The organism is Pseudomonas citronellolis, from assembly GCF_001586155.1.
Taxonomy (GTDB): domain Bacteria; phylum Pseudomonadota; class Gammaproteobacteria; order Pseudomonadales; family Pseudomonadaceae; genus Pseudomonas; species Pseudomonas citronellolis.
The window spans coordinates 2,218,174-2,244,410 of the sequence record NZ_CP014158.1 but is presented as its reverse complement, the minus strand read 5'-3'; the positions used below and the strand labels follow the sequence as shown (position 1 = coordinate 2,244,410).

General features: G+C 65.4%; 23 protein-coding genes and 3 tRNA genes. 13 read left to right on the top strand and 13 right to left on the bottom strand.

Annotation, left to right across the window (positions count from 1 at the left end):
- Positions 1-5: 5 nt before the first annotated feature.
- From allB to PcP3B5_RS10210, 5 genes are all read left to right on the top strand, one after another.
- Positions 6-1,364: an allantoinase AllB gene (allB, locus tag PcP3B5_RS10230; RefSeq protein WP_009618914.1), complete on the top strand. Its 1,359-nt coding sequence runs from the start codon at positions 6-8 to the stop codon at positions 1,362-1,364.
- Positions 1,365-1,380: 16 nt separating this feature from the next.
- On the top strand, positions 1,381-2,316 hold the full coding sequence (gene arcC, locus PcP3B5_RS10225; RefSeq protein WP_061561174.1) for a carbamate kinase: 936 nt from the start codon (positions 1,381-1,383) through the stop codon (positions 2,314-2,316).
- Positions 2,317-2,479: 163 nt separating this feature from the next.
- Complete coding sequence (locus PcP3B5_RS10220; RefSeq protein ID WP_051878413.1) at positions 2,480-3,427, top strand: AraC family transcriptional regulator; 948 nt, start codon at positions 2,480-2,482, stop codon at positions 3,425-3,427.
- Positions 3,428-3,563: 136 nt separating this feature from the next.
- Positions 3,564-5,060 (top strand): NCS1 family nucleobase:cation symporter-1, encoded by a 1,497-nt coding sequence (locus tag PcP3B5_RS10215; RefSeq protein ID WP_237143081.1) that lies wholly within the window; start codon positions 3,564-3,566, stop codon positions 5,058-5,060.
- Between the two features lie 209 nt (positions 5,061-5,269).
- Positions 5,270-5,866 carry a hypothetical protein gene (locus PcP3B5_RS10210; protein WP_009618910.1) on the top strand — a complete coding sequence of 199 codons (597 nt, stop codon included), beginning with the start codon at positions 5,270-5,272 and terminating at the stop codon, positions 5,864-5,866.
- 41 nt (positions 5,867-5,907) lie between these two features.
- On the opposite strand, the gene PcP3B5_RS10205 is transcribed toward PcP3B5_RS10210, so the two are convergent.
- From PcP3B5_RS10205 to PcP3B5_RS10195, 3 genes are all read right to left on the bottom strand, one after another.
- Positions 5,908-5,983 (bottom strand) — tRNA-Gly (locus PcP3B5_RS10205).
- An 85-nt stretch (positions 5,984-6,068) separates the two neighbouring features.
- A tRNA-Gly gene (locus tag PcP3B5_RS10200) sits at positions 6,069-6,144 on the bottom strand.
- A gap of 2 nt (positions 6,145-6,146) precedes the next feature.
- Positions 6,147-6,222, bottom strand: a tRNA-Glu gene (locus PcP3B5_RS10195).
- A gap of 217 nt (positions 6,223-6,439) precedes the next feature.
- Between PcP3B5_RS10195 and PcP3B5_RS10190 the strand changes: the two genes are divergently transcribed.
- Together PcP3B5_RS10190 and PcP3B5_RS10185 are read left to right on the top strand one after the other, a co-directional pair.
- Positions 6,440-7,207 (top strand): hypothetical protein, encoded by a 768-nt coding sequence (locus PcP3B5_RS10190; RefSeq protein WP_009618909.1) that lies wholly within the window; start codon positions 6,440-6,442, stop codon positions 7,205-7,207.
- Positions 7,208-7,217: 10 nt separating this feature from the next.
- Positions 7,218-7,895 carry a glutathione S-transferase family protein gene (locus tag PcP3B5_RS10185; protein ID WP_058489000.1) on the top strand — a complete coding sequence of 226 codons (678 nt, stop codon included), beginning with the start codon at positions 7,218-7,220 and terminating at the stop codon, positions 7,893-7,895.
- 1,103 nt (positions 7,896-8,998) lie between these two features.
- On the opposite strand, the gene PcP3B5_RS10180 is transcribed toward PcP3B5_RS10185, so the two are convergent.
- A complete protein-coding gene (locus PcP3B5_RS10180) occupies positions 8,999-9,481 on the bottom strand; it encodes a GAF domain-containing protein (RefSeq protein ID WP_043267136.1) in 483 nt (160 codons plus the stop codon).
- Positions 9,478-10,371: an ATP-binding protein gene (locus PcP3B5_RS10175; RefSeq protein WP_009623402.1), complete on the bottom strand. Its 894-nt coding sequence runs from the start codon at positions 10,369-10,371 to the stop codon at positions 9,478-9,480. The genes PcP3B5_RS10180 and PcP3B5_RS10175 overlap by 4 nt, the downstream gene beginning before the upstream one ends.
- Before the next feature lie 141 nt (positions 10,372-10,512).
- Here PcP3B5_RS10175 and PcP3B5_RS10170 point away from each other — a divergent pair, with 141 nt between their 5' ends.
- A complete protein-coding gene (locus PcP3B5_RS10170; protein WP_061561173.1) occupies positions 10,513-12,837 on the top strand; it encodes a hybrid sensor histidine kinase/response regulator in 2,325 nt (774 codons plus the stop codon).
- A 13-nt stretch (positions 12,838-12,850) separates the two neighbouring features.
- Here the strand turns inward: PcP3B5_RS10170 and PcP3B5_RS10165 are convergent, their stop codons facing one another.
- From PcP3B5_RS10165 to msrB, 3 genes are all read right to left on the bottom strand, one after another.
- Positions 12,851-13,318, bottom strand: coding sequence for a MarR family winged helix-turn-helix transcriptional regulator (locus tag PcP3B5_RS10165; protein ID WP_061561172.1), 468 nt, complete (start codon positions 13,316-13,318; stop codon positions 12,851-12,853).
- Positions 13,315-13,800, bottom strand: coding sequence for a glutathione peroxidase (locus PcP3B5_RS10160; RefSeq protein ID WP_043267143.1), 486 nt, complete (start codon positions 13,798-13,800; stop codon positions 13,315-13,317). The genes PcP3B5_RS10165 and PcP3B5_RS10160 overlap by 4 nt, the downstream gene beginning before the upstream one ends.
- Before the next feature lie 110 nt (positions 13,801-13,910).
- Complete coding sequence (msrB, locus tag PcP3B5_RS10155) at positions 13,911-14,312, bottom strand: peptide-methionine (R)-S-oxide reductase MsrB (RefSeq protein WP_009623407.1); 402 nt, start codon at positions 14,310-14,312, stop codon at positions 13,911-13,913.
- A gap of 302 nt (positions 14,313-14,614) precedes the next feature.
- On the opposite strand from msrB, the gene PcP3B5_RS10150 reads away from it, so the two are divergent.
- The 4 genes from PcP3B5_RS10150 (at position 14,615) to PcP3B5_RS10135 (ending at position 18,727) form a co-directional block, all read left to right on the top strand.
- Positions 14,615-15,826 (top strand): pyridoxal phosphate-dependent aminotransferase, encoded by a 1,212-nt coding sequence (locus PcP3B5_RS10150; protein WP_009623409.1) that lies wholly within the window; start codon positions 14,615-14,617, stop codon positions 15,824-15,826.
- A 2-nt stretch (positions 15,827-15,828) separates the two neighbouring features.
- Positions 15,829-16,275 (top strand): hypothetical protein, encoded by a 447-nt coding sequence (locus PcP3B5_RS10145; RefSeq protein ID WP_009623411.1) that lies wholly within the window; start codon positions 15,829-15,831, stop codon positions 16,273-16,275.
- A gap of 144 nt (positions 16,276-16,419) precedes the next feature.
- Complete coding sequence (gene htpX / locus PcP3B5_RS10140) at positions 16,420-17,307, top strand: protease HtpX (RefSeq protein WP_009623413.1); 888 nt, start codon at positions 16,420-16,422, stop codon at positions 17,305-17,307.
- A 109-nt stretch (positions 17,308-17,416) separates the two neighbouring features.
- Entirely contained in the window at positions 17,417-18,727 is a 1,311-nt protein-coding gene (locus tag PcP3B5_RS10135) for an IS4 family transposase (protein WP_061561171.1), read from the top strand.
- 54 nt (positions 18,728-18,781) lie between these two features.
- Here the strand turns inward: PcP3B5_RS10135 and PcP3B5_RS10130 are convergent, their stop codons facing one another.
- Together PcP3B5_RS10130 and PcP3B5_RS10125 are read right to left on the bottom strand one after the other, a co-directional pair.
- The gene (locus PcP3B5_RS10130; protein WP_061561170.1) at positions 18,782-19,435 is read right to left on the bottom strand and encodes a thiopurine S-methyltransferase; all 654 of its coding nucleotides are present in this window, start codon (positions 19,433-19,435) and stop codon (positions 18,782-18,784) included.
- 98 nt (positions 19,436-19,533) lie between these two features.
- Positions 19,534-19,725, bottom strand: a complete 192-nt coding sequence (locus PcP3B5_RS10125) for a hypothetical protein (protein ID WP_009623417.1) — start codon at positions 19,723-19,725, stop codon at positions 19,534-19,536.
- Between the two features lie 339 nt (positions 19,726-20,064).
- Between PcP3B5_RS10125 and PcP3B5_RS10120 the strand changes: the two genes are divergently transcribed.
- Positions 20,065-20,835, top strand: a complete 771-nt coding sequence (locus PcP3B5_RS10120) for a DODA-type extradiol aromatic ring-opening family dioxygenase (protein ID WP_058488992.1) — start codon at positions 20,065-20,067, stop codon at positions 20,833-20,835.
- A 416-nt stretch (positions 20,836-21,251) separates the two neighbouring features.
- Here the strand turns inward: PcP3B5_RS10120 and PcP3B5_RS10115 are convergent, their stop codons facing one another.
- The 3 genes from PcP3B5_RS10115 to lon all read right to left on the bottom strand — a co-directional run bounded on the left by PcP3B5_RS10115 (position 21,252) and on the right by lon (position 26,164).
- Complete coding sequence (locus PcP3B5_RS10115; protein WP_061561169.1) at positions 21,252-23,129, bottom strand: SurA N-terminal domain-containing protein; 1,878 nt, start codon at positions 23,127-23,129, stop codon at positions 21,252-21,254.
- A gap of 229 nt (positions 23,130-23,358) precedes the next feature.
- Positions 23,359-23,631: a nucleoid-associated protein HU-beta gene (hupB, locus tag PcP3B5_RS10110; RefSeq protein WP_003087931.1), complete on the bottom strand. Its 273-nt coding sequence runs from the start codon at positions 23,629-23,631 to the stop codon at positions 23,359-23,361.
- 136 nt (positions 23,632-23,767) lie between these two features.
- Positions 23,768-26,164 (bottom strand): endopeptidase La, encoded by a 2,397-nt coding sequence (gene lon / locus PcP3B5_RS10105; protein ID WP_009623456.1) that lies wholly within the window; start codon positions 26,162-26,164, stop codon positions 23,768-23,770.
- Positions 26,165-26,237: the final 73 nt, after the last annotated feature.

The following is a 26,237-nucleotide window of genomic DNA, read 5'->3' as shown; positions in this document are numbered from 1 at the left end:
CGAGCATGTTCGACACCCTGATCAAGAATGGACTGGTGGTGCTCCGGGACGAGGTGAAACGGCTCGACCTGGGCCTGCACGACGGGCGGATCGCCGCCATAGGCACCGAACTGGGCGAGGCGGCGCGGACGATCGACGCCCAGGGCAGCTACGTGCTGCCGGGCATGGTCGATGTGCATATGCACATTTCCGAACCCGGGCGCACCGAATGGGAAGGCTACCGCACCGGTACCCGGGCCATGGCGGCGGGAGGCACGACCTCCTTCGTGGAAATGCCGCTCAACACCCTCCCCGCCACCACCGACCTCGCCGCCCTGGAGATCAAGCTGGCCGCGGCTCGCGGCCAATGCTACGTCGACTACGCAGCGATGGCCGGGCTGGTGCCCTGGAACCTGGCCGACCTCGAGCCGCTGTCCGCGGCCGGCGTCGCGGCCTACAAGTGCTTCGTCGCCACCTGCGGCTCGGACGAGCCGGGCGACTTCAGGAACGTCGACGATTACCAGCTCTACCTCGGCATGCAGACACTGGCGCGTACCGGTGACCTGCTGGTGGTCCACTGCGAGAACGCGGCCATTACCGACGGGCTCGGCCAGCAGGCCAGGGCGCAGGGCAAGACACTGGTGTCCGACTATGTCGCGACGCGGCCGGTGTTCACCGAGGTGGAGGCCGTGCAGCGGGTACTGTTGCTGGCCAGGGAAACCGGCTGCCGTGTGCACATCGCCCATTGCAGTTGCCCGGAGGCCATCGAGGCCGTGCTGCAGGCACAGGCGGAGGGCGTCGATGCGTCCTGCGAGTCCTGCCCGCACTATTTCCTGCTGGCCACCGAGGACCTGGACGCCATAGGCCCCCGCGCGAAATGCTCCCCGCCCATTCGCGACCGCGCGAACCAGGCGCGCCTGTGGCAACTGCTGGAGCAAGGGCGGATCGCCATCCTGGGTTCGGACCATTCGCCTTGTACGCCGCAGCTCAAGGCATCGCCCAACGCCTTCGATGCCTGGGGAGGCATCAGCGGTTGCCAGAACAGCGTGGATGCGATGTTCGACGCGGCCGTTCTGAAACGCAGCATCAGCCCGACGATCCTGATGAACGCGCTGGCGACCGAACCGGCACGGCGCTTCCGCCTGCCGGCGAAAGGGGAAATCGCCCTGGGCAAGGATGCCGACATCGCCATTCTCGACCCCTGCCAGAGCTATACCGTCACGGCTGCGCAGTTGCACTACAAGAACCGCATGAGCGCCTACGAGGGCATGCGGATCGGTTGCCGCATCACTCACACGCTGGTGCGCGGCCATCTGGTGTACCAGGCCGACACGGGCATCCAGGGCGAGCCCATCGGCGAACCGATGCGTGTCTGCAAATACTGAACACAGGGGGCAAGACATGAGAATCGTGATCGCACTGGGCGGCAACGCCCTGCTCAAGCGCGGCGAACCGATGACCTCGGAGAACCAGCGGCAGAACGTCCGCGCGGCCTGCGAGCAGATCGCCAGGGCCTATGAGGGCAACCAGTTGATCGTCACCCACGGCAACGGCCCGCAGGTCGGCCTGATGGCGCTGCAAAGCAACGCCTACAAGGACGTCCCCATGTACCCGCTGGACGTGCTGGGGGCCGAATCGGTGGGCATGATCGGCTACATGATCCAGCAGGAGCTGGCCAACTTCGTGCCCAGGAGCGCCTCGCTGGCGACCATACTGACGCAAACCGAGGTGGCGCCCGAAGACCCGGCCTTCCAGCGCCCCAGCAAGCCGGTCGGCCCGGTGTACGAGCGGGAAGAGGCCGAATGGATCGCCGCCGAGAAGGGCTGGACGATGGCCCGCGACAACGGCCACTACCGGCGCGTGGTCCCCAGCCCGCGCCCTGTAAGAATATTCGGTCTGACCCCGCTGAAACTGCTCATTGAGCATGGTTGCATCGTGATCTGCGCGGGCGGAGGGGGCATTCCGGCCTACTATGACGCCCAAGGCATGCTGTGCGGAGCCGAAGCGGTGATCGACAAGGACCTGGCCACGGCGCTCCTGGCGCAGTCGGTCCAGGCCGATCTGCTGGTCATAGCCACCGATGTCGATGGTGTCTACGTCGATTGGGACAAACCCACGCGGCGACGGATCAGCGCTGCCGACCCCGACTCGATCCTGCAGTTCAAATTCGCCGCGGGCTCGATGGGGCCCAAGGTGCAGGCAGCGGTGGACTTCGCCCGCGCCACGGGATGCCCGGCGGTCATCGGCGCGCTGCAGGACATCGAACGGATCATCGCCGGGCAGGCCGGCACGCGTATTTCGACGCAAGCCTCGGGTGCGACCTACGCAGCGGCCTGAGGCGCCCGGGATGCCCTTTCCCATGTACAGGGGCATGTGACAAATGTCAGAAGCAGCAGTCACCAACGAGAGGAAACCAGGCGACGGGGGTCGCCTTGGCGTCAGAACCTCGGTGCTTTCCAGCCTGGTTCGATCGGTCTGTCAGACGCTCAGGGGATACGACGTGGACCCGATCGCGCTGATGGAGGCGGCCGGGCTGGAGGTCCGGCTGCTGAACGTCCCCGCGGCGCGCTATGACGGAGAGGCGGTCAAGTGGTTCTGGCGCCTCGCCATCCGCGCCAGCGCAGACCCATTGCTTGGCCTGCGGGTAGGCAAGGAGGTGCAGGCTCCCGCGCTCCATTCCCTGGGGCTGGCCCTGATGGCCAGCGGCTCGCTGGCCCAGTTGCTGGAACTGTTCGCGAACTACAGCAGGCTCGTCTGCACCTCATTGAGCATCGAGCTGCAGCACGAGCGCCGGCGCACGCGGGTGATACTGCACACCGACGAGGACGACATACGCCAGCGCCCGCTCAGCCTGGCGATGCTGGCCTTCATCAGCCGCCAGGCCTGTTCCCTCGCCCAGCATCCGGTGGTGCCGCTGGGGGTCACCTCGGTCATGGCGGCCGGACCGCAGGCCCGGGCCCTGGATGCGTACTTCGGAACGGAGGTATGCCTGGGCGCGGAGTGCGACTCCATCACCTTCCACTACGAGAACGTGATCGAGCCCTATGCCGGCGGCAATCCCCAACTGGTCCAGGTCAATGAAGAGCTGATCAACGGCTACCTGTCGCACTTTCGCGAGAACGACGTGTTCAACCGGGTGCGCGCCCACATTCAACGCATGCTTTCCGCGGGCGAGCCGCCCCTGTGCCAGGTGGCACGGGTCATGAACCTGTCGCCCAGGACGTTGCAGCGTCGGCTCGACGATGCCGGCTGCTGCTACAAGCAACTGGTGGACAACGGCCGCAAGGAAATGGCCTACGACCTGCTGGCGCACAGCGAGACCAGCGTCACCGAGATCAGCTTCCTGCTGGGCTTTTCCGACCCCAGCAACTTCAACCGCGCCTGCCACCGCTGGTTCGGCTGCAGCCCGCAGCAATTCCGCCAGCGAATGCTGTGCGTGACCGTCTAGCGGGCGTCACCATGATTGGCGTCCAAAGCCAGGCGCTTGTCAGCGAGCGACAGGTGGATGGACCGGCAAGAGCCATAGACTGGGCCACACAAGCATACGGGGTGCTCGCTCGCCCCAGCATGGAGGTAGTGCCGCAATGACCCAGCACGACTCGCAGCACCGCGCACACTCGCCCGATTCCGATCCATCCCGGCCGCCGAGCGACACGGACACCTCCCTGGCCAACGAGGACCTGTTGCCGACGAAGCAGACCTGGAACTGGTACAACATCTTCGCCTTCTGGATGTCCGACGTGCACAGCGTGGGCGGCTACGTTTTCGCCGGCACCCTGTTCACGCTGGGCCTGCAGTCCTGGCAAATCTTCCTGGTGCTGGTGGGCGGAATATGCATCGTCATGCTGCTCGCCAACCTGATAGCCGAACCCAGCCAGAAGAGCGGCGTGCCCTTCCCGGTGATCGCGCGGCTTTCCTTCGGCGTCTACGGGGCCAATATCCCCGCGCTGATCCGCGGCATCATCGCCATCGTCTGGTACGGCATCCAGACCTACCTGGCATCTGTGGCGTTGAGCATCATCCTGCTGCGCGTCTTCCCCGGGCTGGCGGTGCTGACCGAGCACAGCTTCCTGAACCTGTCCTACCTGGGCTGGATCGGCTTCCTGAGCATGTGGGCGCTGCAGACCGCCCTGTTCCTGATGAAGATGGATGCCATCAAGGTGTTCATGGACTGGGCGGGGCCCGCCGTCTACCTGGTGATGTTCATGCTGATGGGCTGGATCGTCTACCAGGCGGGCTGGAGCGAGATCAGCCTGTCCCTGTCCGAAAAGACCCTGACGCCCCTCGAGACACTGGGGCAGGCCCTGGTGGGCACCTCGCTCATCGTGGCCTACTTCGCCGGGCCGACGCTGAACTTCGGAGACTTCTCGCGCTATTGCCGGTCGATGAAGGATGTGCGGCGCGGCAACTTCTGGGGGCTGCCGGTCAACTTCACGGTGTTTTCGCTGATCTCGGTCGTGATCATCTCGGGCACCCCGGCGGTCTTCGGCCGGATGATCGAAGACCCGATGGAAACCATCGGCCTGATCGACAACACCACCATGGTGGTACTGCTGGCATTCACCTTCGTCACGGCGACAGTGGGGGTGAACATCGTGGCCAACTTCGTCTCCGCCGCCTTCGATGTCTCCAACGTCGCGCCGGATCGAATCAGTTGGCGTGGCGCAGGCCTGATAGCCGCCGTCGCCTCGGCGCTCCTGACGCCCTGGAACCTGTACGACTCGCCGGCGATCATCCACTACACCATCGACATGCTGGCGGCTTTCATTGGCCCGCTGTACGGGATTCTGATCGTCGACTACAGGCTGGTCCAGCATCGAAAGATCGATGTCGCCGACCTGTTCAGCAACGCTCCCGGGGGGCGCTACTGGTACTGCGGGGGCGTCAACCCCATTGCGCTCAAGGCACTGGTGCCGGCAGCGTCGCTCGGCATTCTCTGCGTTACCCTCCCTGCCCTGAGCATGCTGGCGAACTTCTCGTTCTTCGTCGGCATGTCAACCAGCGGCCTGCTGTACTACTGGCTCGCCCGTGGCCGCGCCGCTGCCGGTGCGCCGGCGAGCGGGGCCCCGGTGGATAGATGATGGGGGCGCCGGGGAAGCCGTCGCTCTCACAGCAAATCCCCCCGGCGGACCCAATAAGGGCAATCCGAACTCGCTGCCCGGCGCCGGCATTGCCCGGGGGCGAGGAAACGTCTCACCGGCGCCCGCGCCTGCGCCTTATTCCACCGGCCGGGCAAGCCTTGCCAAGCTGGCCGGAACACTTCGCCAAGGCGCTATCGCAGGACCTCCCCATGCCGCACCTTCCACCGATGACCACCAGCCATGGAGGGCTGCGGCTGCGCTCGGGCAGCATCCTCGCCCTGCTGCTGGTGCTGCTGGCGAGTCTGGCGCCCAGCAGCCAGGGACAGAGCCAGGGCGGGCAGCGGACGGCGAAGGTCGAGGTGGAAAGCTTCGTGCGCCGGCTGTACGGCGACGAAGGCCCCGGGGCGCTGTCCGGCGATATCGGCGAGGCGCGCGCCCGGCGCTGGCTGAGCCCGGCGCTGGCGCGGGCGCTGAAGGCCTACCGCGCAGCCCGCCACGAAGGCGCGGGGCTGCTGGAGAACGACCCGCTCTGCGTCTGCCGGCGTTCACCAGGCCTGGAGCTGGAGCAACTGCACGTCAGCCTGGCCGGCGAGGGCCGGGCCACGGCCAGGGTGATCCTGGTGCACGAGCAGTGGCGCCGCGGCGTGCTGCTGCGCCTGGTCAGGCGCGGGGGAGCCTGGCGCCTGGACGACCTCGCGCAACCGGCCATGCCCAGCCTGCGCCAGGCGCTGGAGCGGGAAACGCGGGGCAGCGAGCCGGCGCCTGCGGATAAGCGAGGGGACGGAAACGCAAAAAGGCTGCCCTGAGGCAGCCTTTTTGTGTGGATCACCGCGAAGGCGATCCGGATTGGAGCGGGAAACGAGACTCGAACTCGCGACCCCGACCTTGGCAAGGTCGTGCTCTACCAACTGAGCTATTCCCGCATCGACTTGTTGCAACCTCCAGCTTTCGGCCGGAGGGTAACGCCATTTCGCTTTCCGTTCACCGCCGGAGCGATGACCGAGAATTTGGAGCGGGAAACGAGACTCGAACTCGCGACCCCGACCTTGGCAAGGTCGTGCTCTACCAACTGAGCTATTCCCGCAATGGCGTCCCCTAGGGGACTCGAACCCCTGTTACCGCCGTGAAAGGGCGGTGTCCTAGGCCACTAGACGAAGGGGACGCGGCCCGGAACTTACAACATTCTTTCCGGCTTCTTCGCTCTGCCTTTCGGCTTTCGCGTCGAAGTGGCGCGCATTCTATGGAGCCTTTGGAGGGGCGTCAACCCTTCCGGAAAAATTTTTTTAAATCAAAGACTTCTGGTCAAATTTTGCGCCGCCGCTATGACCGGTGTCAGCGAGCCATTACACTCGGGAAAAATCCTTCAGGGAGTTTCCAAGGTGTCGCCACTCGTCATCACCGCCCTGGTCGTCGCCGGCATCGTCATTCTGATCGCCATCGTCTTCATCAACCAGCAGCTGGAAAACCGCAAGCTGGAGAAGGCCCGGGAGAAAGCCGACCTGCAGGATCGCTTCCGCCGCTGCGGCGCCATCGCCGAGAGCCTGCCCGGCCAGTTCATCTCCGCGGACCTCAAGCTGCTGCTCAGCCGTTTCGAACTCGCCCTGGGCGAACGCCTGCTCAAGCTGGAAAAGACGCCCCAGGTCGCCGAGCGCGTCGCCGAACTCAACCGTCTGGTAAGCCAGGGCAGCGCCATGGAAGTGCGCAACGCCCCGCAGTTGATCCTCACCGAAGCCAAGGCCAAGGAAGTCCGCTTCCTTTTCGAGGGCCTGCACGCCCAGATCAACCGCTTCGCCCAGGACGGCCTGTTGTCGCGCAACGACGCCCAGCGCTGGCTGAAGGAAATCCGCCACCTGCTCACCCAGCTGCATATAGAGTTCTTCACCAACATCGGCCAGCAGGCGCTGCAGCAGGGCCAGCCCCGCCAGGCCCGCCTGGCCTTCGAGCGCGGCGTGCAGTACCTGCAGAAGCAGGCCGACCTCGGCCGCTACCAGGCCCAGCTGAAGCAACTGGAACAACAGCTCGAACGCGCCAACGCCCTGGTCCTGGAAAGCAGCAAGCCCTCCGCCGAGGAAAACACCGAGCTGACCGAAGGCCTGAAGGCGCTGGACGAAGACGACATCTGGAAGAAGAAGAATCTCTACGACTGAGGAGACCCGCATGAGCCTGACCCTCTACGGCGCCGCCCTATCCCCCTTCGTCCGCAAGGTCCGCCTGTGCCTGGCGGAGAAGGGCCTGGACTACCAGTTGGAGAACGTCGACCCGTTCAACCAGCCGGACTGGTACGCCGACCTCAACCCGCTGCGACGCATCCCTGCCCTGCGCGACGGCGACGTCACCCTGGCCGACTCCAGCGTCATCTGCCACTACCTGGACGACCGCGATCCCCAGGCCACGCCCCTGTGCGGCGGCAACGCCCTGGCCCGCGCGCGGATCAGCTGGCTGGAAAAATACGCCGACTACGAAGTGGCGCCCCTGGCCACCTTCACCGTGTTCCGCAACCGCCTGCTCAAGCCGCTGCTGGGCAAGCCGTGCGACGAGGCGGCGGTGGAAGCTGCGCTGCAGGAGAAACTGCCGCCGCACTTCGACTACCTGGAAGGCTGCCTGGGCGAAGCCGAGTATTTCGTCGACGACCGCTTCAGCCTGGCGGACATCGCCGTGGCCAGCCAACTGGTGAACATGCGCCATGGTGGGGAAGTATTGGATGCCGGGCGCTGGCCGCGTCTGGCCGCGCACTTCCAGCGCATGCTGCAGCGCCCTGCCCTGCAAGCGCTTCTCGAGGGTGAACAGCGGGTCGTCGAGAAGATTCGCGCACGCATCGCCCAGGCGCCGGCCTGAATAGAAAGACGCCGTCGGTCGAGGCACGGCGTACATCCCCCGTAGGAGCGGACCTTGTCCGCGATAGCCGGAGGTATCGGCGCGGTTCGCGGATGAGATCCTACGCCGCCACACCCGCGCCATTCCCTTGTAGGAGCGCGCCCTGCGCGCGATTTCGCGGGCAGGGCCCGCTCCTACAGGTGCGGGGAAACGCCGTGCCTCACGGAGCGCATAGGGGCACGGAATCGAGCGAGCAGGCCTGCGGCCCCCTCACCCTAACCCTCTCCCGGAGGGAGAGGGGACCGTTCGGCGTGCGTTGGTGTTTCGGCGTTAGCCGGCTAGCACAGGGATCGCCGGCTGAAACCAGGTCTCCTTTCGGCACGGACTAGCTCCCTCTCCCTCCAGGAGAGGACCGTTCGGAGTACATGGATGTTTCGGCGTTAGCCGGCTAGCACAGGGATCGCCGGCTGAAACCAGGCCTTCTCTCGGCACGGACTAGCTCCTTCCCTCGGGAGAGGACCGTTCGGCGTGCATTGGTGTTTCGGCGTCAGCCGGCAAGCACAGGGATCGCCGGCTGAAACCAGGCCTTCTTTCGGCACGGACTGGCTCCCTCTCCCTCCGGGAGAGGACCGTTCGGAGTGCGTTGGTGTTTCGGCGTCAGCCGGCTAGCACAGGGATCGCCGGCTGAAACCAGGCCTTCTCTCGGCACGGACTGGCTCCCTCTCCCTCCGGGAGAGGGCTGGGGTGAGGGGAAAGCCCGAGCGCCGATGCCATTCCCCTGTAGGAGCGCGCCCTGCGCGCGATTTCGCGGGCAGGGCCCGCTCTACAGGTGCGGGGGAAATGCCGTGCCTCACGAAGCGCATAGGGGCACGGAATCGAGCGAGCAGGCCTGCGGCCCCCTCACCCTAACCCTCTCCCGAAGGGAGAGGGGACCGTTCGGCGTGCTCGGGGAGATTGGAGTTAGCCGGAGAGTAAGGATTCTCCGGCTGAAACCTCACTCCCAACCGGCACGTACTGCCCCCTCTCCCTCCGGGAGAGGGCTGGGGTGAGGGGAAAGCCCGAGCGCCGATGCCATTCCCCTGCGCGCGATTTCGCGGGCAGGGCCCGCTCCTACAATTCGTGCCTCAGCAATCGGTCAGGCGCAGGAAGATCTCGGCCAGGCGCTCGATGCTGGCCTGGTCCTCGGCGCTGAAGCGGCCGACGCTCGGGCTGTCCAGGTCGAGCACGCCGATCAGCCGGCCGTCCTTGACCAGGGGCACCACCAACTCACTGTTGGAGGCGCTGTCGCAGGCGATGTGCCCAGGGAAGGCGTGCACGTCTTCCACCCGCTGCGTCTGGCGGGTGCGCGCCGCGGCGCCGCACACGCCCTTGGCGAAGGGAATACGCACGCAGGCCACCTTGCCCTGGAACGGGCCCAGCACCAGTTCCTCGTCCTTGTTCAGGTAGAAGCCGGCCCAGTTCAGGTCGCCCAGCTCATGGAACAGCAGGGCGGCGAACTGCGAGGCGTTGGCGATGAAGTCGCGCTCGTCGGCGAACAGCGCTTCGGCCTGCGCCGCCAGCAGCGCGTAGCCACCCAGCCCGGCGCCGGTCTGTTGCAGGTCGATCATGGTTCTTCTCCTTCGAGCAATTGACGGCCCACCCACTGGCGGGCGAATTGATAGGCGCAGCGGCCGTTGCGGTTGCCGCGCCCGAGGGCCCAGCGGATGGCTTCCTTCTCCAGCGGCTCGTCCCAGGTGAAGGCCAGCCCCGAACGGCCGGCCAGCACTTCCACCCAGTGCCGCACCACGTCCAGGAAGTGCTCCTGGGTGAAGGGGTAGAACGACAGCCACAGGCCGAAACGATCCGACAGGGCGATCTTGTCCTCCACCGCCTCGCTGGGGTGCAGCTCGCCGTCGACCATCTTCCAGTTCTCGTTGTCGCTCTGCTTCTCCGAGACCAGGTGGCGGCGGTTCGAGGTGGCGTACAGCAGGACGTTGTCCGGGGCCTGCTCCAGCGAGCCGTCGAGCACGCTCTTGAGCACCCGGTAGTCGCCCTCGCCGGCGTCGAACGACAGGTCGTCGCAGAACAGCACGAAGCGCTGCGGCAGCCCGTGCAGTTGCTCCACCACCCGCGGCAGGTCGGCCAGGTGGTCGCGCTCGATCTCGATCAGGCGCAGGCCGTCGCCGGCCAGCTCGGCCAGCAGCGCGCGCACCAGCGAGGACTTGCCGGTCCCCCGGGCGCCCCACAGCAAAGCGTGGTTGGCCGGCCTGCCGGCGACGAACTGGCGGGTGTTGCGAGCCAGCTGTTCGCGCTGCTTGTCGACGCCGAGCAGGTCGTCCAGGCGCAGGTCGAGGCTCACCTGCAGCGCCTGCAGGTAGCCGCTGCGGCCATCGCGGTGCCAACGGGCGGCCAGGCAGCGCTGCCAGTCGATGGGCTCGCGCAGCGCCGGGAGCAACGGCTCCAGCCGGGCCAGCACGCTTTCGGCGCGGGCCAGGAAATCATTCAGACGGGAATCCACGGCTTTCTCCCTGGGATCTTCAGCGTAGCGACGCTGTCGTTCGGTCATGTCACATGGATGGCATCGCCTCTGCCGACAGCCTGCCGGCTTGGGCTATGCTACGCGCCTGGAAAGCCTTCTCGAGGCGAAGTACCGCACCTCATGGATATTGCGCTCACCCATCGCCTCTCGTTCAAGCAGGCCAGCCTGACGGTGCTGGTCGCCTTCATCCTCGGCACCCTGCTCAGCCTCATCCAGGTGGGCGTCGATTATGCCAGCCAGGACGCCTCCATCAACCGCGAAGTACGCGCCCTGCTGGACGTCAGCCACAACCCGGCGGCGCGCATCGCCTACAACATCGACGCCGAACTGGCCCAGGAACTGGTGGTGGGCCTGCTGCGCTCGCCGGCGGTGATCCGCGCGGAAATCATCGACAGCGCCGACGTGGCCCTGGCCAGCGCCGGCCGGCCACCGGCGGAGAGCCGCCTGCGCCCGCTCAGCGACTTCCTCTTCGGGCACATGCGCGTCTACGAGGAGCCGCTGTATATAGAGCACCAACCCAAGGAGTCCCTCGGCGTGCTGCGCCTGGAGATCGACACCTTCGTCTTCGGCAACGACTTCCTGCGCCGCGCCGGCATGACGCTGATCTCCGGCTTCGTCCGCAGCCTGCTGCTGTCGCTGATCCTCCTGGTGCTGTTCTACGGCCTGCTGACCAAGCCGCTGGTGAGCCTGATCGAGGTGCTCGCCCGCCACGACCCGCGCTCGCCCACGCGCCTGCGCCTGCCCTGCCCCCAGGGCCACGAGCGCGACGAGATCGGCGTGCTGGTGGAGGTGACCAACCGCCAGCTCAGCCACATCGCCGTGGAGATGGAACAGCGCCGCGAGGCCGAGGACCGCCTGACCCGCTACCTGGCCGAGCTGGAGAACATAGTGGCGGCGCGCACCGCCGAGCTGAAAGCGGCCAACGCCCGCCTGACGCAGTCCAACCAGCAACTGGAGCGCGCCCGCCTCAACGCCCTGGACATGGCCCAGGCCCGCGCCACCTTCCTGGCCAACATGAGCCACGAGATCCGCACCCCGCTCAACGGCCTGCTGGGCATGCTCGGCCTGGCCCTGGACGGCCCGCTGAGCCCGGAGCAGCGCCAGCAGCTGTCCATCGCCCACGACTCGGGCAAGGTGCTGGTGGACCTGCTCAACGACGTGCTCGACCTGTCCAAGTTCGAGTCCGGCCAACTGGAGCTGGAGAAAATCCCCTTCGACCTCGCCACCCTGGTGGAGGACACCGCCAGCCTGCTGTCGCAGAACGCCGCCCCGGCGGTGGAGCTGACCTGCCTGGTCAGCCCCGACTTGCCGGCGCAGCTGGAAGGCGACCCGACGCGGGTGCGGCAGATCGTCAGCAACCTGCTCTCCAACGCCCTCAAGTTCACCCGCCTGGGCCGCGTCGACCTGCGCGTCGAGCCCTGGGAGGACGGCGTGCGCATCAGCGTCCGCGACACCGGCATCGGCATCGCCGCCGACGCCCTGCAGCGCATCTTCCAGCCCTTCACCCAGGCGGATGCCGGCATTACCCGCCAGTTCGGCGGCACCGGCCTGGGCCTGGCGCTGACGCGCAAGCTCTGCGAGGCCATGCAGGGCGAGCTGAGCGTCAGCTCGCAACCGGGCCTGGGCAGCGAGTTCGCCGCAACCCTGCCGCTGCCCGCTCTGGACCCCGCGCAGGCGCTGGAGCCCCTGAGCGGCAAGGTGGTAGCGCAATGCCCGTCCGGCAGCGGTCTGGCTGAACTATTGCAGACCTGGCTGCCACGCTGGGGCCTGGACTACCGGCGCCTGGACATCGACGCCAGCCTGCTGGGCGTGGAGCTGGACGTGCTGGTGTCCGACTGCCCGGACTGCCTGGTCGGCCTGCGCCAGCACCTCAAGGACCGCCCGGTGCTGCTGGTCACCGCCTACGGCAGCTTCCTTGAGGCCGAACTGGCGCAGCAGTTGGCGCCCCTGCGCCAACTGGCCCGCCCGCTCAGCCGCGCCACCCTGCACCAGGCCCTGCAGCAGGCCCTCCGCCGCCCGGCCATACAGCCCCAGCGGCAGTTGCCGGGCGAGGCCCCGGAGCAGTTCGCCGCGCGGGTGCTGCTGGTGGAAGACAACCCGGTCAACCAACTGGTGGCCCGGGGCCTGCTGCAGAAGCTCGGCTGCCGGGTGCGGGTCGCCGCCGATGGCCAGGAGGCCCTGGATGCCCTGGCCGAGGAAGACTTCGAGCTGGTGCTGATGGACTGCAACATGCCGGTGATGGACGGCTACGAGGCGACCCGCCTGATCCGCCAGCAGCCGCGCTGGAAGGACCTGCCGGTAATCGCCCTGACCGCCAACGCCTTGCCCGACGAGCGCGAGCGCTGCCGCCTGGCCGGCATGAACGACTACCTGGCCAAGCCCTTCCACCGCGACGAGATGGCGGCGATGCTGGAGCGCTGGGCGCAGCCCCGGCTGGATGCCTGAGGCCGGCGGCGCCTTACGGCTCCAGCGCCAGCAGTTGCCCGAGCAGGTCGTCCAGGCGTCCGCGCAGCTCATCCATCGCATTGAGGTCCAGGCCGCTGGCGCACAGCAGCGCCTCGCGCAGCGGCGCTACCTTCTCGCGCAAGGCGATGCCCTCCCCGCTCAGGCCCAGGTGCACCTCGCGCTCGTCCTGCCGCGCCCGCCGGCGCTGCACCAGGCCGAACTGCTCCAGGCGCTTGAGCAGCGGCGTCAGGGTGCCGGAGTCGAGCATCAGGCGCTCGCCCAGGGCCTTCACGGTCGGCTGCGCGGGCGGCTTGTCCTGCCATTCCCACAGCACCAGCATCACCAGGTACTGCGGGTAGGTCAGGCCGAGCGCATCGAGCATCGGCCGGTAGCCGCGGATGATCGCCCGCGAGGCGGCGTACAGGCGGAAGCACAGCTGGTTGTCCAGCAGCAGCGCCTGTTCCGGTTCGCGGCGGCTCATCGAAGCAGCGCTTCGATCTCGGCGGTGAGCTCCTCCGGCTTGGTCAACGGGGCGAAGCGCTTGACCTGGCTGCCGTCGCGGCTGACCAGGAACTTGGTGAAGTTCCACTTGATGCCCTGGCTGCCCAGCACGCCCGGCGCGCGCTTCTTCAACTGCACGTAGAGCGGGTGGGCGTCAGCGCCGTTGACGTCGATCTTCTTGAACAGCGGGAAGCTGACGCCGAAGTTCAGCTCGCAGAACTGCGAGATCTCGCCTTCGTCGCCCGGTTCCTGCTTGCCGAACTGGTTGCAGGGGAAGCCCAGCACCACCAGGCCCTTGTCGCGGTACTTCTCCCACAGCGCCTCCAGGCCCTTGTACTGCGGGGTGAAGCCACACTGGCTGGCGGTGTTCACCACCAGCAGGGCCTTGCCGCCGAAATCGGCCAGGGTCTTCTGCTCGCCCTTGATGGTCGTGCAGGGGATATCCAGCAGTGCGTCGCTCATGGAACCGGCTCCAGGAAAGTGGGAATGATCAAGATAGCTCGCAATTAAATTGCACACAATTTATTTGCATCGAAAAAAGGCCCGCCGACGACCGGCGGGCCTTGCGTCACTCAAGCCTCGTCGCGCGGCACCAGCTTCAGCGAAGCCGAGTTGATGCAGTAGCGCAGCCCGGTCGGCCGCGGCCCGTCGGGGAACACGTGGCCCAGGTGGGCTTCGCAGGCGGCGCAGCGCACCTCGATGCGGTGCATGCCATGGCTGAAGTCTTCCAGTTCGGCGATGGCATCCTTCGACACCGGCTGGAAGTAGCTCGGCCAGCCGCTGCCGGAATCGTACTTGGCGTCCGAGTCGAACAGCGCCGCGCCGCAGCACACGCAGTGGTAGATGCCGGGGGTCTTGGTCGCGTAGTACTCGCCGGTGAAGGCACGCTCGGTGCCGCCCAGGCGGCAGATGTGGAACTGCTGTTCGTCGAGCTCCTCGCGCCAGCTTTCCAGGGGCTTCTCGATCTTTTCCATCGCTGTACCTCGCAAGCTTGAAAAAAGCCCGTCCGCGCCCTTTCGCGGGAAACGGGCCGCACGTATGATGCGTGACGTCATCGTTGGATGCAGAATCTGCCGCACAAGGGATCATCGACGATAAAAAAGCCTTTTTATGGGCTTTTTTTCGTTCGTTTCTCCGTTAACCAGGCGTTTTTTCAGTTTCACCGCCAGGACGCGCGACATTCCGCACCTCGTATAGACGCCAGTCTGTCACCCGCGTTACAGCCTGCCAAGCCAGGGCCGGAGCGCGGGAACCTTCATTTCGGGAACGCCACATCATGCAGGTCAGCAAATCGAACAAGCTCGCCAACGTCTGCTACGACATCCGCGGGCCGGTGCTCAAGCACGCCAAACGCCTGGAAGAGGAAGGCCATCGCATCCTCAAGCTGAACATCGGCAACCCGGCGCCGTTCGGTTTCGAAGCCCCTGACGAAATTCTCCAGGACGTCATCCGCAACCTGCCCACGGCCCAGGGCTACAGCGACTCCAAGGGCCTGTTCAGCGCGCGCAAGGCGGTGATGCAGTATTACCAGCAGAAGCAGGTGGAAGGCGTCGGCATCGAGGACATCTACCTGGGCAACGGCGTCTCCGAGCTGATCGTCATGGCCCTGCAGGCGCTGCTCAACAACGGCGACGAAGTGCTGATCCCGGCCCCCGACTACCCGCTGTGGACCGCCTCGGTGTCGCTGGCCGGCGGCAAGCCGGTGCATTACCTGTGCGACGAGCAGTCCAACTGGTTCCCCGACATCGCCGACATGAAGGCGAAGATCACCAGCAACACCAAGGCGCTGGTGCTGATCAACCCGAACAACCCCACCGGCGCGGTCTACTCGAAGGAAGTGCTGCTGGACATCGTCGAACTGGCGCGCCAGCACAACCTGGTGATCTTCTCCGACGAGATCTACGACAAGATCCTCTACGACGAGGCCGTGCACATCTCCACCGCCTCCCTGGCGCCGGACGTGCTCTGCCTCACCTTCAACGGCCTGTCCAAGGCCTACCGGGTGGCCGGCTTCCGCTCCGGCTGGATCGCCATCTCCGGGCCCAAGCACAAGGCGCAGAGCTACATCGAGGGCCTGGACATCCTGGCCAACATGCGCCTGTGCGCCAACGTGCCGAGCCAGCACGCCATCCAGACCGCCCTGGGCGGCTACCAGAGCATCAACGACCTGGTGCTACCCGGCGGCCGCCTGCTGGAACAGCGCAACCGCGCCTGGGAACTGCTCAACGACATCCCCGGGGTCAGCTGCGTCAAGCCCATGGGCGCGCTCTACGCCTTCCCGCGCATCGACCCCAAGGTCTGCCCTATCCACAACGACGAGAAGTTCGTCCTCGACCTGCTGCTCTCGGAGAAACTGCTGATCGTCCAGGGCACCGCCTTCAACTGGCCGTGGCCGGACCATTTCCGCGTGGTCACCCTGCCCCGCGTCGACGACCTGGAGCAGGCCATCGGGCGCATCGGCAACTTCCTCGGCAGCTATCGTCAGTAACCATGGACCTGCAGATCGACGACTTCTACAAGGACGCCGCCGCCGGGATGCTCCTGCTCTACCAGGCCTTCCCGCGCAAGATCGCCCTGTACGTGGAAGACCTCATCGGCCGCGAGGAACACGACGAGTTCGGCCTGCCCAGCAAGCGTCACCAGGCCTGCCTGGGCGCGCTGCTGTGGCTGGCCGAGGAAGGCTACCTGCGCTACGACAGCTGCATCCGCCACGAAGCCCTGGACCAGGCCGTGCTCAGCGAAAAGGGCTTCCTGCGCCTGAGCCGCGCCCTGCCCCGCGGCAGCGATGACGACGCGCAGCTGCCCGCCAGCGTGCGGCGCCAGCAGGCCACCCTCGCGCAGCAACTGCGCGACGCGCTGGCCGATGCGCACAGCGAACGCATCTCGCGCCTGGCCCGGCTACTCTTCGAATGCGCTGGCGTGGAAAAAGAGACATAGTTTGAAATAGTCCCCACGTTGAATCGCCTAGGGGCCGACCGTATATACCCCGCATAATCCAGCCCGGCCCCGGAGCGCGCACGCCCGGGGCACCGGCGCGCCCCTGCGCGCCGTGCGCCCAAGTCGCGAGGAGAAGTCTTACCCATGATGCGCATCCTGCTGTTCCTGGCCACCAACCTGGCGGTCGTGCTCGTCGCCAGCATCACCCTGAGCCTGCTCGGCTTCAACGGGGTCATGGCCGCCAACGGCGTCGACCTCAACCTGCAAGCGCTGCTGGTCTACTGTGCCGTCTTCGGCTTCGCCGGCTCGATCATCTCGCTGTTCCTGTCCAAGTGGATGGCCAAGACCACCACCGGCACGGAAATCATCAGCCAGCCGCGCACCCGCCACGAGCAGTGGCTGCTGCAGACCGTCGAGCAGCTCTCGCGCGAAGCCGGCATCAAGATGCCCGAGGTGGGGATCTTCCCGGCCTACGAGGCCAACGCCTTCGCCACCGGCTGGAACCGCAACGACGCCCTGGTGGCCGTCAGCCAGGGCCTGCTCGAGCGCTTCTCGCCGGACGAGGTGCGCGCGGTGCTCGCCCACGAGATCGGTCACGTGGCCAATGGCGACATGGTCACCCTGGCGCTGATCCAGGGCGTGGTGAACACCTTCGTCATGTTCTTCGCGCGCATCTTCGGCAACTTCGTCGACAAGGCGGTGTTCAAGACCGAAGAAGGCCGCGGCCCGGCCTACTACATCGCGACCATAGTCGCGGAACTGGTGCTGGGCATCCTCGCCAGCATCATCGTCATGTGGTTCTCGCGCCGCCGCGAGTTCCGCGCCGACGCCGCCGGCGCCCACCTGGCCGGCAGCAATGCGATGATCGCCGCGCTGCAGCGCCTGCGCGCCGAGCAGGGCGTGCCGGTGCACATGCCCGACAGCCTGACCGCCTTCGGCATCAACGGCGGCCTCAAGCACGGCCTCGCCGGCCTGTTCATGAGCCACCCGCCGCTGGAAGAACGCATCGAGGCGCTGCGCAACGCGCGCTGATGAAACAAGGGCGGCCCTGGGGCTAATGCCAGTCAGTTAAGGCTGACACATTGACCTTTAGTCTGCAGGCCGCAAAATCCGATGCTTGGAAACGAGCATCGGATTTTTTATGCGCCTGTCACAAGCCCTGTCCCTCACTCACGAAATGGCATCGCGGCCTCATGCGCTGGAGGGGCTGGGAGCTTTGCTCGATCCAGACATCGTGAAACAGGCTTTCGAGACTGCAGGTGTCTCGACCATTCGCAAGCGTCGTCTTCCGCTTGAAAGCCTGGTGTGGTGCATCATCGGCATGGCGTTGTTCCGCCGGATGTCGGCTTGGGATGTCGTGAACCACATGGACATCATGCTACCGGACAAGCGGCCGCTGGTGGCGCCCAGCGCTGTTGTGCAAGGGCGGCAGCGGCTGGGTAGCGAAGCTGTACGCGAAGTCTTTACGCTGACCCAGCAGCGATGGCACGAAGAAACCAAACATCCGCAGTGGTTGGGATTGACGCTGCTTGGCGTGGACGGCGTTGTCTGGAATACGCCTGATACCGCAGAAAATCGTGCGTGCTACGGCAGCGCGACCAACCAGCATGGTGACGGCAGCTTTCCTCAAGTTCGGATGGTCTGTCAGATGGAGCTGACCAGCCATCTACTGATAAGCAGCACTTTCGAGGGCTATCACAGTAGCGAAATGAAGCTGGCAGAACAGCTGATCGCCACCACGCCGAATCATTCGTTGACCCTGTTCGACAAAGGTTTCTACTCGTTGGGCTTGCTGCATCACTGGCAATCGCACGGCGAGCATCGACACTGGCTGATCCCTTTGAAAAAGGGCACTCAGTATGAGGTAGAGCACAAGCTTGGGCGCAATGATGCCCAGGTCGTTCTGCGTACATCGCCTCAGGCTCGCAAACAATGGCCAGACTTGCCGTTGGAAATTCGAGCGAGGTTGCTGAGCAAAACGATCAAAGGAAAGGTGGTGAGCGTCTTGACCTCAATGACCGATCCGCTGCGTTTCCCTGGCGATGAGATCGTCGATCTTTACAGTCAGCGCTGGGAAATCGAACTGGGCTATCGGGAGATCAAGCAAGGACTTTTGGGCGGCGAATACACCCTGAGAAGCAAGACTCCGGAGATGATTGCGCAAGAACTGTGGGGCGTGCTGCTGGGCTACAACCTGTTACGTTATCAGATGGTACAGATGTCGAGGCAGTGCCCGGGGGTATACCCATGCGAAATGAGTTTTACCGCCTGCAGTTGGGCAATCCTGGGCTTGCTGCATGGCACGTCGCTGAACCATCCCGGTAACTTGCCAGGATTTCTGGCAGATTTGCAGGCCTCAGCGGCGCAGTATGTCCTACCTCATCGGCGACCTGATCGCTGGTTCCCGAGAACGGTGAAGCAGCGACCAGCAAAATATTCGACACGAAAATGAAAATGCCAGTCAGCTTAACTGACTGGCATTAGCCCTGGGGCCGCCCTTCTTCTTTCAGTCCCGGTGCAGCCGGAACACCACCTCTTCCAGGCGCTTCACCCCGCGGTCGAGGAACTTCCAGTTCTCGCCCAGCACATCCAGGCGCTCCAGCTCCACGACCTGCCATTGCGCGAAGCGCTCCCTCACTTCATCCGCCAGCACCGCGAACGGCGGTCCGGACATCTGCTCCTGGGGGTATTCCAGGGTGACCAGCAGCCCATCCAGCGGCCGCGGCAGGATGGTGGACAGGTGCCGCGCGTAGTCCTCGCGCATGTCCGGCGGCAGGGCAATGAGCGCGGCCCGGTCGTAGAGCGCCTGGCAATCGGCCAGGTGCTCGGCCGTCAGGTCGAAGAAGTCGCCCTGGAGGATTTCCACGGCGCCATACCGGTAACAGCACAGCGCGCCACGCTGCTCCACCTCGGGTTGCCAGCCCTGCTCGGCGAAGAAATCCTTCACCGCACGCTCGGCCAGCTCCACCCCCAGCACCCGGTAGCCCTGCTCCGCCAGCCAGACCAGGTCGCGCGACTTGCCGCACAGCGGCACCAGCACGCGCGCGCCCCTTGGCAGGGCCAGCGCCGGCCAGTGACGAACGAGGTAGGGATTGACCTCGGCGAGGTGGAAACCGATTTCGTTGCGCGACCAGCGCGCCTGCCAGAAGTCTTCGTGCATGGGCTCCATTCCTGCTGCGGTGCAGGCCGGATTGCCTGCACGGAATCGGCGGAGCGGCTCCGCCGGATGCCCATGATCGCCCAGCCGGGCGTCTGCCGCTAGCGACCGCGCAGCAACGCCGGCCGCAGCGGCCAGTGCAGCCAGCCGTGGCGCTCGGCCTGCTCGCGCTGCTCGACCACCCCCAGGCTCACCCGCCCCGCGCGGATGCGGCGGACGATGAGTTCGGTACCGTCGTCGAGCACGAAACGATCGCCTTCCCGAAGGATCAGCTCTTGCCTGAAGGCTTGCATGGATGGAACCTCGAACGCTGGAAACGACGACTGCACCGCGGGGCGCGAATTATCCTCACCCCCGCCCCTCAGCCAAAGAGACGCAAGCCGCAACTTGCTGTGGCTCTTTTCCGAGAATAGATGGCTTTGCGACGCAGCCGGCAAAAACGCCTCGACCCCGTCACAGTCGAGAGCGACCGCTGGTATTGGAGCGGCCACTGGCCATCCAGGTTCCGCCCGACCGTCGCTTCGCGGCACAGCTTGATGGCATCGAATTAACGGATTGTTATGGTCGAAAACCCATACTGGATTTCGATCTATCCCAGCGGGAACATAACGCCATTCCCCTGGAGGTGTTCCATGCTCCCCACCCTGTTCATATCCCACGGCTCCCCCATGCTGGCGCTGGAGCCCGGTGCCAGCGCGGCGCCTCTCCAGCGCCTGGCCGCCGAGCTGCCCCGGCCGAAGGCGATCCTGGTGGTATCGGCGCACTGGGAAACGCCGGACCTGCGCGTCACCGCCAATCCCCGGCCGGAGACCTGGCACGACTTCTACGGCTTCCCCCGCGCCCTCTACGAGGTCCAGTACCCCGCGCCCGGCGCCCCGGAGCTGGCCCAACGCGTCGTCGAACTGCTGGCCAGCCAGAACATCCCGGCCAGCCTGGACGCCGAGCGGCCACTGGACCACGGCGCCTGGGTGCCGCTGAGCCTGATGTACCCGGCCGCGGACATCCCGGTGCTGCAGCTGTCGCTGCCCAGCCGCCTCGGTCCGCGCCTGCAGGACCATGTCGGCAAGGCCCTGCGCCAGTTGCGCGAGGAAGGCATCCTGCTCATCGGCTCGGGCAGCATCACCCACAACCTCGGCGAACTGGACTGGCACGCCGGCCCCGACGTGGTCGAACCCTGGGCCCGGGCCTTCCGCGACTGGATCGTCGAGAAGCTGGCGAGCAACGACGAAGCCGCGCTTTTCGACTATCGCCAGCAGGCACCGTCGGCAACGCGAAACCACCCCAGCGACGAACACCTGCTGCCGCTGTACTTCGCCCGCGGCGCCGGCGGCCCCGCCATGCACGTCGAGCACGCTGGCTTCACCCTGGGCGCCCTGGGCATGGACATCTACCGCTTCGGCTGAGGCTCGCCACGAAGGGAAGGATGAGGCAGTCCATGCGGCCATGGCGATGGGTATCGCTTCGCTCAACCCATCCTACGTAGCGGCCCCGTAGGGCGCATAACGCTGCGGCGTTATCCACCGATCGAGATCGAATTACGGGTGGGAATGCCGGGCCTCAAGGCACCCTGTAGGAGCGGGCCCTGCCCGCGATTTCGCGCGCAGGGCGCGCTCCTACAATTGAAATCGCGTGGGTGGGGCAGCGTAGGAGCGGATCTCATCCGCGAATCGCGCCGGATCGTCCGGCTATCGCGGACAAGGTCCGCTCCTACGTTGCAGACGAGCACGGCTCGCGCCTACATGGGATGGCGTCGGTATGCGGCGGATACGAAAAAGGCGGAGCAGGTCACCCTGCTCCGCCTTTTCTCACAGCCGATGGATCAGTACTTCTCGACCTCGGCCTTGTCGCTCAGTTGGCGACGGAAGGCGGCGAAGTCTTCCTGGCCGCTGCGCGAGGCGAGGAACTGGCGATACATGGCCTTCTCCTGGTCGCTCAGGGTGGCGTTCGGCTCGCTGACGCCGTTCAGGCGGATCAGCACGTAGTCGCCATTGCCCAGGGTCACGCCGGCGAAGGTCGGTTGCTCGGCCTTGACCGGACGCGCCATGCGGAACACTTCCTGGAGCAGTTGCGGATCGACGCCGTCCTGGCCACGGGAAGCGGCCTCCACCACTTTCCAGGTCTGGCCGTTCTGGGCCTGGGCCAGCGGCGTCTTGCCATCGCGCAGGCCTGCCAGCAGGGCTTCGCCCTGTGCCTTGGCGGCATCGGCTGCATGCTGGCGCTGCAGCACTTCGCGGATGGAAGCGGTGACTTCCTCCAGGGTCTGCTGCTGCGGCTTGTGGTGCTCCTTGACGCGCAACACCACCACGGTTTCCGGGTCCAGCTCGATGGCGCCGCTGTTGGCGCCATCCTCCAGCACCTCGGTGCTGAAGGCAGCCTGGACGACCTGGCGGTTGGCGGCGACGCCCTCGCCGCCTTCGCGGCCGAAGGGCTTGCTGGTCTCGACCTTCAGGCCCAGTTCCTGGGCCGGTTGGGCCAGGTCGGAGGCTTCGTAGGCGGAGCTTTCCAGTTGCTTGGTGGCGTCGACGAAGCGCTGCTCCACCAGTTGGCTCTTCAGGTCCTGTTCCAGCTTCGGCTTCAGGCTGGCGAAGCTCGGGACTTCCGGCGCCTGCACGCCCAGCAGCTTGATCAGGTGCCAGCCGTACTGGGTACGCACCGGCTCGGACACATCGCCCTTGGCCTTCAGGCCGTAGAGCGCGTCCTCGAAGGCAGGGTCATAGACACCACGGCCGGCATAGCCCAGGTCACCGCCGCTGTTGGCGGAGCCGACGTCGTTGGATTCCTCCTTGGCCAGCTTGGCGAAGTCCTCGCCCTTGGCCAGGCGCGCCTTGATCTCTTCGATCTTGGCCTTGGCCTGGGCATCGGTCTGCTTGGCGTTGACCTCGACGAGAATGTGCGCGGCGTCGCGCTGCTCGGAGAGACCGGCGATTTCCTTCTGGTACTGGGCCTGCAGGTCCTCGTCCTTGGCGACGACCTGGTTGAAGAAGGACGACTTCTTCAGCTCGATGTAGTCGATCACCACCTGGTCCGGGCTCATGAACTCGGCCTTGTGGGCGTCGTAGTAGGCCTTGATGTCGGCGTCCTCGACCTTGGCCTTGGACGGATCGGCCTTGAAGGTCAGGGTGGCGAAGTCGCGGGTCTGCTTCTCCAGGCGGGCGAAGGCCTGCAGCTCGTTGTCGGTGACGAAGCCGGAGCCGGCGATGCCGGCGCGCAGTTGGCCGATGAGCATTTCCTGCTCGAGCATCTGGCGGAACTGCATGCGGGTGTAGCCGTTCTGGCGCAGCGCCTGGTCGAACTTGTCGGCGTTGAACTTGCCGTCGACCAGGAATTCGGGAGTCTGCAGGATCAGTTGGTCGACCTGCTGCTGGGTGAAGGCGAACTTGTCGTTCTGTGCGGCCTGGAGCAGCAGCTTGCGCTCGATCAGGCCCTTGAGTGCGGCGTCCTTGAGCAGCTTGTCGTCCAGGGTCGAGGCGTCGAAGTCCTTGCCCAGGCGCTGCTGCAGCTGGCGGCGCTGCATTTCCTGAGCCTGCTGCAGCTCGGGGATGCTGATGTCATCGCCATTGACCTTGGCAGCGACATTCTCATGATGGGTAGCCCGGATGATGGCATCGAAACCGGTCAGCGCCATCAGCACGACGATGACACCGATGATGGTCTTGGCGATCCAGCCCTGGGAATTGTCCCTGATGTTTTGCAGCATGCGGCCCCCAAAAGCGGCCACGCACCTGCCGTCAGTGTCGGCGAGGCGTGGGTATTTAAGATGCGGATATGAGAAAGGCGCATCCGAGGATGCGCCTTCTCGCAACTGGCGGAGCTAGCGGGCTAGGCCCGCGACCCCCGGCGATGCGGGATGGTAACCCATCCCGAGCGCCGCTCCGCGGCCGATCCGACGCTAGGCCGGACCGGACAGGTCAAGTCCAGAAAGACGCTTAGTTGACAGCATCCTTCAGGGCTTTACCGGCTTTGAAGCCCGGGATCTTAGCGGCAGCGATCTTGATCGGCTTGCCGGTTTGCGGGTTGCGACCGGTGCGGGCAGCACGCTCTTTGACAGCGAAGGTGCCGAAGCCAACCAGTACGACGGAGTCACCCGCCTTCAGGGCGCCAGTGACGGACTCGATTACCGCGTCCAGAGCGCGACCGGCAACAGCTTTCGGGATATCAGCAGATGCGGCAATTGCATCGATCAGTTCCGACTTGTTCACTCTAAGTCCCCTTATTTCTGTTGAGTATGTTTCTATGTGTTAGGTGTAAGCAAAAGCAGGTGCTGGTTTGCCAACTGACAAAGCAAGTGCCGCTTTATAACAAGGGCCCAAAAACAGTGTCAAGAAAGCCCCCCGGCTAATGCGTGCTGATTCGCTCCTTGGAATCAGACTCGCGTTTTTCATCCTTTGCAACCATCTCGGGAGCCGCATCGGGCAAGGGCTCCGGCGTGTATTGCAGCGCAATTTGCAGGACCTCGTCAATCCATTTAACCGGTTTAATAACGAGATCTGCCTTAATGTTATCCGGAATTTCCTTGAGATCACGGACATTTTCTTCCGGGATGATCACGGTTTTGATTCCCCCGCGGTGGGCCGCCAGAAGTTTTTCCTTGAGCCCGCCGATGGCCAGCACCTGGCCGCGCAGGGTGATCTCGCCGGTCATGGCGACGTCCGCGCGCACCGGGATCTGGGTGATCGCCGAGACCAGCGCGGTGCACATGCCGATGCCGGCGCTGGGGCCGTCCTTGGGCGTGGCGCCTTCCGGGACGTGGATATGGATATCGTGTTTTTCGTGGAAGTCCGCCGGAATTCCCAGACTTTTCGCACGACTACGCACGACGGTCAGCGCAGCGGTGATGGACTCCGCCATCACGTCGCCCAGCGAGCCGGTCTTGGTCAGCGCGCCCTTGCCGGGGACGATGGCCGACTCGATGGTGAGTAGTTCGCCGCCCACCTGGGTCCAGGCCAGCCCGGTGACCTGGCCGATCTGGTCCTGCTGCTCGGCAAGGCCGTAACGGAACTTGCGCACGCCCAGGTAGTTCTCGAGGGTCTCGGTGGTGACCTTGGCCTCGATGCGCTTGGCCCTGGCCCCCTCCTTCACCGCCTTGCGGCAGACCTTGGCGATCTGCCGCTCCAGGCTGCGCACGCCCGCCTCGCGGGTGTAGTAGCGGATGATGTCGCGGATGGCCGCTTCGTCGAAGGTCAGCTCGCCCTTCTTGAGACCATTGGCCGCAGTCTGCTTCGGTACAAGATATTTCGAGGCGATGTTGACCTTCTCGTCCTCGGTGTAGCCCGGCAGGCGGATGACTTCCATGCGGTCCAGCAGCGGCGCCGGGATGTTCATGGAGTTGGCGGTGCAGAGGAACATCACGTCCGAGAGGTCGTAGTCGACTTCCAGGTAGTGGTCGTTGAAGTTGTGGTTCTGCTCCGGGTCCAGCACCTCCAGCAGGGCCGAGGCCGGGTCGCCGCGCATGTCGCTGCCCATCTTGTCGATCTCGTCGAGCAGGAACAGCGGGTTGCGCACGCCCACCTTGGTCATCTTCTGGATCAGGCGGCCGGGCATGGAGCCGATGTAGGTGCGGCGGTGGCCGCGGATCTCGGCCTCGTCACGCACGCCGCCCAGGGCCATGCGCACGAACTTGCGGTTGGTGGCGCGGGCGATGGACTCGGCCAGCGAGGTCTTGCCCACGCCGGGCGGGCCGACCAGGCAGAGCACCGGGCCCTTGACCTTCTTCACGCGCTTCTGCACGGCGAGGTATTCGAGGATGCGTTCCTTGACCTCTTCCAGGCCGTAGTGGTCGGTGTCGAGAATGTCCTCGGCCTTGTCCAGGTCGTGGCGCACCTTGCTCTCGGCCTTCCACGGCACGTTCACCAGCCAGTCGATGTACGAACGCACCACGGTGGCCTCGGCGGACATCGGCGACATCTGCTTGAGCTTGTTCAGCTCGGCGTTGGCCTTGGCCAGCGCCTCCTTGGTCAGGCCGGCGGCGTCGATGCGCTTCTTCAGCTCCTCGACCTCGTTGTGGCCCTCGTCGATGTCACCCAGTTCCTTCTGGATGGCCTTCATCTGCTCGTTCAGGTAGTACTCGCGCTGGCTGCGCTCCATCTGCTTCTTCACGCGGCCGCGGATGCGCTTCTCGACCTGCAGCAGGTCGATCTCGGCATCCAGCATGGCCAGCACGTGCTCGACGCGGGCGGCCAGCTCGGTGATTTCGAGGATTTCCTGCTTCTGCTCGATCTTCAGGGCCATGTGCGCGGCCATGGTGTCGACCAGGCGGCCCGGCTCGTCGATGCTGTTCAGCGACGACAGCACTTCGGCCGGGACCTTCTTGCCCAACTGCACGTACTGTTCGAACTGGCTCAGCAGGCTGCGGATGAAGACCTCGGACTCACGCTCGCCGACCGGCGCCTCGTCGATGATCGACACTTCGGCGCGGCAATGGGCGTCTTCGTCGATGAAACGCTCGACATGGCCGCGCTGCTCACCTTCCACCAGGACCTTCACGGTGCCGTCGGGCAGCTTCAGCAGCTGCAGCACGGTGGCCACGGTGCCCATGCGGTACAGGCCGTCTTCGCCCGGGTCGTCGTCGGCGGGGTTCTTCTGCGCCAGCAGGAGGATCTGCTTGTCGCTGGTCATCGCGGCCTCCAGGGCCTCGATGGATTTCTCGCGCCCCACGAACAGGGGGATGACCATGTGCGGATAGACCACTACGTCACGCAGGGGAAGCAGGGGCAACTCGACGAGTGTTTTCATGATATTCGGCTCTACAGCGGCACTTGGCCAAAAAAGATGGGGTTAGACCCTTGGACCTAAGATGGGGTTAGGC